Raw genomic sequence first — 5,229 nt, 5'->3', positions numbered from 1 at the left:
ATGCCGGTCGCGGCGCTGATCGGCGGGCGCTTCGTCAACACCATGAAGCTGGCCGGCATCACCACACTGCTTTCGGTGCCGCTGGCGCTGACGCTCGGCATCACCGCCGCCACGTTGCGCGGTTCTCTCTACGACCGCACCGTCACCATTCTTTCGATCGGCATCATCTCCGTGCCGGAATTCATGGTCGCGACCCTCGCGGTCCTGCTTTTCGCCGTTTACCTCAAATGGCTGCCGGCGCTGTCCTCGGTCAACGAGGCGCATTCGCTGACCGACCTCGTACGCATCTATGCAATGCCGGTGATCACGCTGACCTTCGTCATCTCCGCCCAGATGATCCGCATGACCCGCGCCGCGGTGATCGAAACGCTCTCCACGCCTTATGTCGAGATGGCGCTTCTCAAAGGCGCCTCACGCAGCCGCATGGTGCTCAAACATGCGCTTCCCAATGCGCTCGGGCCGATCGTCAACGCGGTTGCGTTGTCGCTGTCCTATCTGGTTGGCGGCGTCATCATCGTGGAGACGATCTTCAACTATCCCGGCATCGCCAAGCTGATGGTCGATGCGGTCGCGACCCGCGACCTGCCGCTGATCCAGAGCTGCGCGATGATCTTCTGCCTCGGCTACCTTCTCCTCATCACGGTCGCCGACATCATCGCCATCATGTCCAACCCGAGGCTCAGGTGACGATGGCGCGCGTGGCAGCTTCCCGACGGTCCTTCCTGGGCCACAGCTACAATCTCGTGGGCGTCGTGGCCTCGCTGGTCATCGTGGCGTGGACGCTGATCGCCATCTTCGCGCCCACCATTATTCCCCATTCGATCGGCGACATCGTCGACGACGATTATTTCGGCCCGATGCGTCAGGGGCTATGGCTCGGCTCCGACTATCTGGGCCGCGATATGCTCTCACGAGTGCTGATGGGCGCGCGTTACACCGTCGGCATATCGCTCGCCGCCGTTGTTATCGCCTGCTTCTCGGGCGTGGTGCTGGGGATGGTCGCGGCCGTCACCGGTGGCTGGTTCGACACCTGCCTCAGCCGCTTCCTCGACGCCATGAACTCGATACCCAGCAAGCTGTTCGGTCTTGTGGTCGTCGCCGCGGTCGGCTCGTCGATCCCGGCGCTGATCATGACCCTCTCCGTCATCTATATTCCGGGCGCCTACCGCTTCGCGCGGGCGCTCGCCGTCAACGTCAACACCATGGACTTCATGACCGTCGCTCGCGTGCGCGGCGAAAGCACCGCCTATCTCATCGGGTCCGAGATCCTGCCCAATATCATCCGCCCGGTTCTGGCCGACTTCGGTCTGCGCTTCGTCTTCATCGTGCTCTTGCTCTCCGGCCTGTCCTTCCTCGGGCTCGGCCTGCAGCCGCCGCTCGCCGACTGGGGCGCGCTGGTGCGCGAGAACATAGGTGGCCTGCCCTTCGGGGCTCCCGCCGTCATCGTGCCGTCGCTGGCGATCGCCAGCCTCACCATCAGCGTCAACCTGCTGATCGACAACCTGCCGCAGAAGATCAGGGACAGGGACGCATGACCAATCTCGTCGAGGTCAGGAACCTGAGGATCGAGGCGACGACCGACGCCGGACGCGTCGTCGAAATCATCAAGGGCGTCAGCCTCGACATCGCCGATGGCGAGATCGTCGCCCTGATCGGCGAAAGCGGCTCCGGCAAGACAACGGTGGCGCTCTCACTCATGGGCCACGCACGGCCGGGCTGCCGGATCACCGGCGGTGAGATCAATGTCAACGGCAAGAACATGGCCGCACTTTCCGAAAAGCAGCGGGCCAGGTTGCGAGGCACCGACATTGCCTATGTTCCGCAAAGTGCCGCCGCCTCCTTCAACCCCTCGTCCACCATCATGGAGCAGGTGATCGAGGTTACGCGCATCCACAGGCTGATGCCGCCCGAGCAGGCGCGAAAGCGAGCGGTCGAGCTGTTCCGGGCCTTGTCGCTACCGGATCCGGAAGGAATCGGCGCGCGTTATCCGCACCAGGTTTCGGGCGGACAATTGCAGAGGCTGTCGGCGGCCATGGCGCTCATCGGCGATCCCAAGCTGATTATCTTCGACGAGCCGACGACTGCACTCGACGTGACGACGCAGATCGACGTGCTGAAGGCATTCAAGTCGGTCATGCGGGCGGGCGGAATAGCAGGGGTCTACGTGTCCCACGACCTCGCGGTCGTCGCCCAGATCGCCGACCGCATTGTGGTGCTGAAGGGCGGCGAAGTGCAGGAGACCGGCACCACGGCTCAGATTCTTTCGGCCGCCCAGCACCCCTATACGCGCGAACTGCTGGCTGCCTTCGAGCCGAAGCCGAGGCAAGCGCATGCGGACGCAGATGCCGGCGCGAAGCCGTTGCTGCGCATCGACAATGTGACGGCAGGTTATGGCGCGGTGCGGGATGACGGGCTGCCTCTCATCCGCGCTGTCGATTCCGTAAGCCTAGTCGTCGAGAAGGGGCGCAACCTCGGCATCATAGGCGAATCCGGCTGCGGAAAATCGACGCTCGCGCGCGTCATCGCCGGCATCCATCCGGCGGCGGCCGGCGATATCATATTCGACGGCAAGGAATTGCAGCGCGCCGCAGGGAAGCGCAGCCAGGACCAGCTGCGCGAGATGCAGATCGTGTTCCAGTATGCCGATACCGCGCTCAATCCGGCCAAGCCGGTGGAGGACATCATTGCGCGGCCGCTGGCCTTCTATCACCGACTCGACAGGCAGGCGCGCTCGAAGCGCGTCGACGAACTGCTCGACATGGTTCGCCTGCCCAGGACGCTGCGCTACCGGCGCCCGTCGGAACTCTCGGGCGGCCAGAAGCAGCGCGTGAATTTCGCGCGCGCTCTGGCGGCCGACCCCAAGCTGATCATCTGCGACGAAATCACTTCGGCGCTCGACACGGTGGTGGCGGCCGCCGTGATCGAACTGCTCAAGGAGTTGCAGCGCGAGTTGGGCCTTTCCTACATTTTCATCAGCCACGACCTCTCCGTCGTCGAAGCGATCTGCGACGAAATCATGGTCATGTACAATGGCGAGCGGATGGAGCAGATCACGCCCGACAGACTGCAGGCGCCCACCCACCCCTACTCCAAGCTTCTGTTCTCCTCCGTGCCGAAGCTTGACCCGACCTGGCTCGATGGCCTCGTCCGCGACCCCGAACTGGTCAGCCAGTACGGCCATCGCTAGAGCGGCTCAGCATTTTACGGAAACGGTGAGTCGCTCTGACTACATCGGGAACAGGCTGGGCAACGGCATGTGCGCCTTGACGATGGGAGATTTCAGCACCACGAAGCTGAAATACTTGTCGATGCCGATATCCATGTCGCTCAGCCGCTCCATGATCTCCTGGTACTCGCCGATGCCGGCGGCCACGAATTTCATCAAATAGTCATAACGGGCGGAAACGCGGTGGCATTCGACCGCCGCATCAACTTTATCGATGGCGGCAAGGAAACGCGCGAAGTCGATCTGGCGATGGTTCTTGAGCGTGATTTCCGTGAAGACGGTGAGCGTCCGCCCCAGCTTTGCGATGTCGATCTGCGCCGAATAGCGCACGATATAGCCTTCGGCATGCAGCTTCTTTACCCGCATCAGACAGGGGCTGGGGGAGAGATTGACCCGTTCCGCCAATTCCACATTTGTGATGCGGCCGTTCTTCTGCAGCTCGTAGAGGATCTTGATGTCAATCCGATCGAGTTTCATGACCCCGTCTACAATTGCGAGCAGAGCCGGTAGGCCTCATAGATCGACGAGTAGATGTCCCTGCTGGCAACCGCGTCTCCAATGCGGTGCAAGACGAATGATCCGGCAGCTTGGGGACCATTGTCTCCCTTAGTTTCCGTTCCCGTCATCAGTGCTATGTCGGTGACGCCGTTGTTGGCTGAGCGCGCACGCAAATCCTGGTAGGTGTCCTCCATGGGCACCGTACCGCGCTCGACAATGAGTTGGGCTGCCGTCATTTCCGTTTCCGCACCGGTGAGCTCATGCCGGAACGTGGCGGCGATGCCGTTGCCTTGGCGCGCTGCCTTGACCAGGCGCACATCGCTGACGACCCGGATGCCGCGTTCCGAGGCGCGTTTGCGGAAACTCACCCGGTCCGGATAGGGCGTTTCGATCGCCATCGTGTCGTCCGCTATGGCCAGGCTGACCACCCGCCCATGTTGGGCAAGATGCAGGGCGCAGGAAACTGCGGCCTGGCGTCCGGTCTCATCGTAGATGAGCACATCGTCCTTCGCCGGCACGACCCCGGTCAGGACGTCCCAGACGCTGTCGCAATGTTCGGCGCCCTCCAGCCTTTCCATATCGGGAACGCCGCCGGTGGCGACGATGACCGCGTCGGGTTTCGCGGCAAGGACGATTTCTGCGTCCGCATAGGTGTTGAGACGGACTTCCACGCCCAGGCGAGCGAGTTCGTCGGTACGCCAGTCGACTATGCCGATGAGATCCTTGCGATCGGACGCCGAGGCCGCGACGAGCACCTGCCCACCAAGTCGTGCTCCGGCTTCGAGCAGGCTCACTCTGTGGCCACGCTCGGCGGCGACCCTTGCCGCTTCCATCCCACCCGGACCACCGCCGACCACGACCACCCGTTTCGGCGTCTCGGCCCGCACGATGGTATGGCTGATGATCGTTTCATGGCCGCTGGCCGGGTTGTGAATGCATTGCACCTTCTTGTACAGGCAGTAGGACGCGCCTACACACGGGCGAATGCGTTCTTCTTCGCCGCGCATCACCTTGTTGACGATATGCGGGTCGGCAATATGCGCCCGGGTCATGCCGACCAGATCGACAAGGTTCTCGCGGATGGCATGCCGCGCCGTCGCTATGTCCCGGATGCCTGCGGCGTGGATCACGGGCAGCCTGGTTTCCCGTTTGAACTGTCCAACCAGCGGCAAGAACGGCGCGCTCGGGCTGAACATGCCGGGCATGTTCTGCTCAGCCAGCGACAGGTCGGTGTCCATGCGGCCAAAGATGCAATTGAAGAAGTCGACATGGCCTTCCCGCTCGAACAGCCTGGCGAAGGCAAGGCATTCCTCGAAATCCGACCCGTCGTCGACCGCCTCGTCGATCACGAACCTGATGCCGACAGCGAAATCGTCGCCCACCGCGCGGCGGATCGCCTCGTGAACCATCAGGCCAAAGCGCGCGCGGTTTTCCAGCGAGCCGCCGAAGCCATCCGTGCGCCTGTTGGTTCTGAGCGAGAGGAATTGACCGATCAGATGCCCCCC

5 protein-coding genes are annotated in these 5,229 nt (G+C 62.8%); 3 read left to right on the top strand and 2 right to left on the bottom strand.

The genetic code is table 11. The features are described from left to right. The 3 genes from NKH19_RS32885 to NKH19_RS32875 form a co-directional block, all read left to right on the top strand. Positions 1-687: ABC transporter permease (locus NKH19_RS32885; RefSeq protein ID WP_352983855.1), on the top strand; the 687-nt coding region annotated here is incomplete at its 5' end. A 2-nt stretch (positions 688-689) separates the two neighbouring features. After that, positions 690-1,535, top strand: a complete 846-nt coding sequence (locus NKH19_RS32880; protein WP_352863619.1) for an ABC transporter permease — start codon at positions 690-692, stop codon at positions 1,533-1,535. Beyond that, a complete protein-coding gene (locus NKH19_RS32875) occupies positions 1,532-3,187 on the top strand; it encodes an ABC transporter ATP-binding protein (protein WP_352983853.1) in 1,656 nt (551 codons plus the stop codon). The genes NKH19_RS32880 and NKH19_RS32875 overlap by 4 nt, the downstream gene beginning before the upstream one ends. 39 nt (positions 3,188-3,226) lie before the next feature. Here the strand turns inward: NKH19_RS32875 and NKH19_RS32870 are convergent, their stop codons facing one another. Further along, positions 3,227-3,703, bottom strand: a complete 477-nt coding sequence (locus NKH19_RS32870) for an Lrp/AsnC family transcriptional regulator (RefSeq protein WP_352863623.1) — start codon at positions 3,701-3,703, stop codon at positions 3,227-3,229. An 8-nt stretch (positions 3,704-3,711) separates the two neighbouring features. Next, the coding region (locus NKH19_RS32865) for an oxidoreductase (protein ID WP_352983851.1) at positions 3,712-5,229 on the bottom strand (1,518 nt) is incomplete at its 5' end.

The sequence above is a fragment of the Mesorhizobium sp. M1338 genome (assembly GCF_040318045.1).
In the GTDB taxonomy this organism is placed as follows: Bacteria; Pseudomonadota; Alphaproteobacteria; order Rhizobiales; family Rhizobiaceae; genus Mesorhizobium.
The sequence above is the reverse complement of the archived record's forward strand: the minus strand, read 5'-3'. Positions and strand labels throughout refer to the sequence as shown.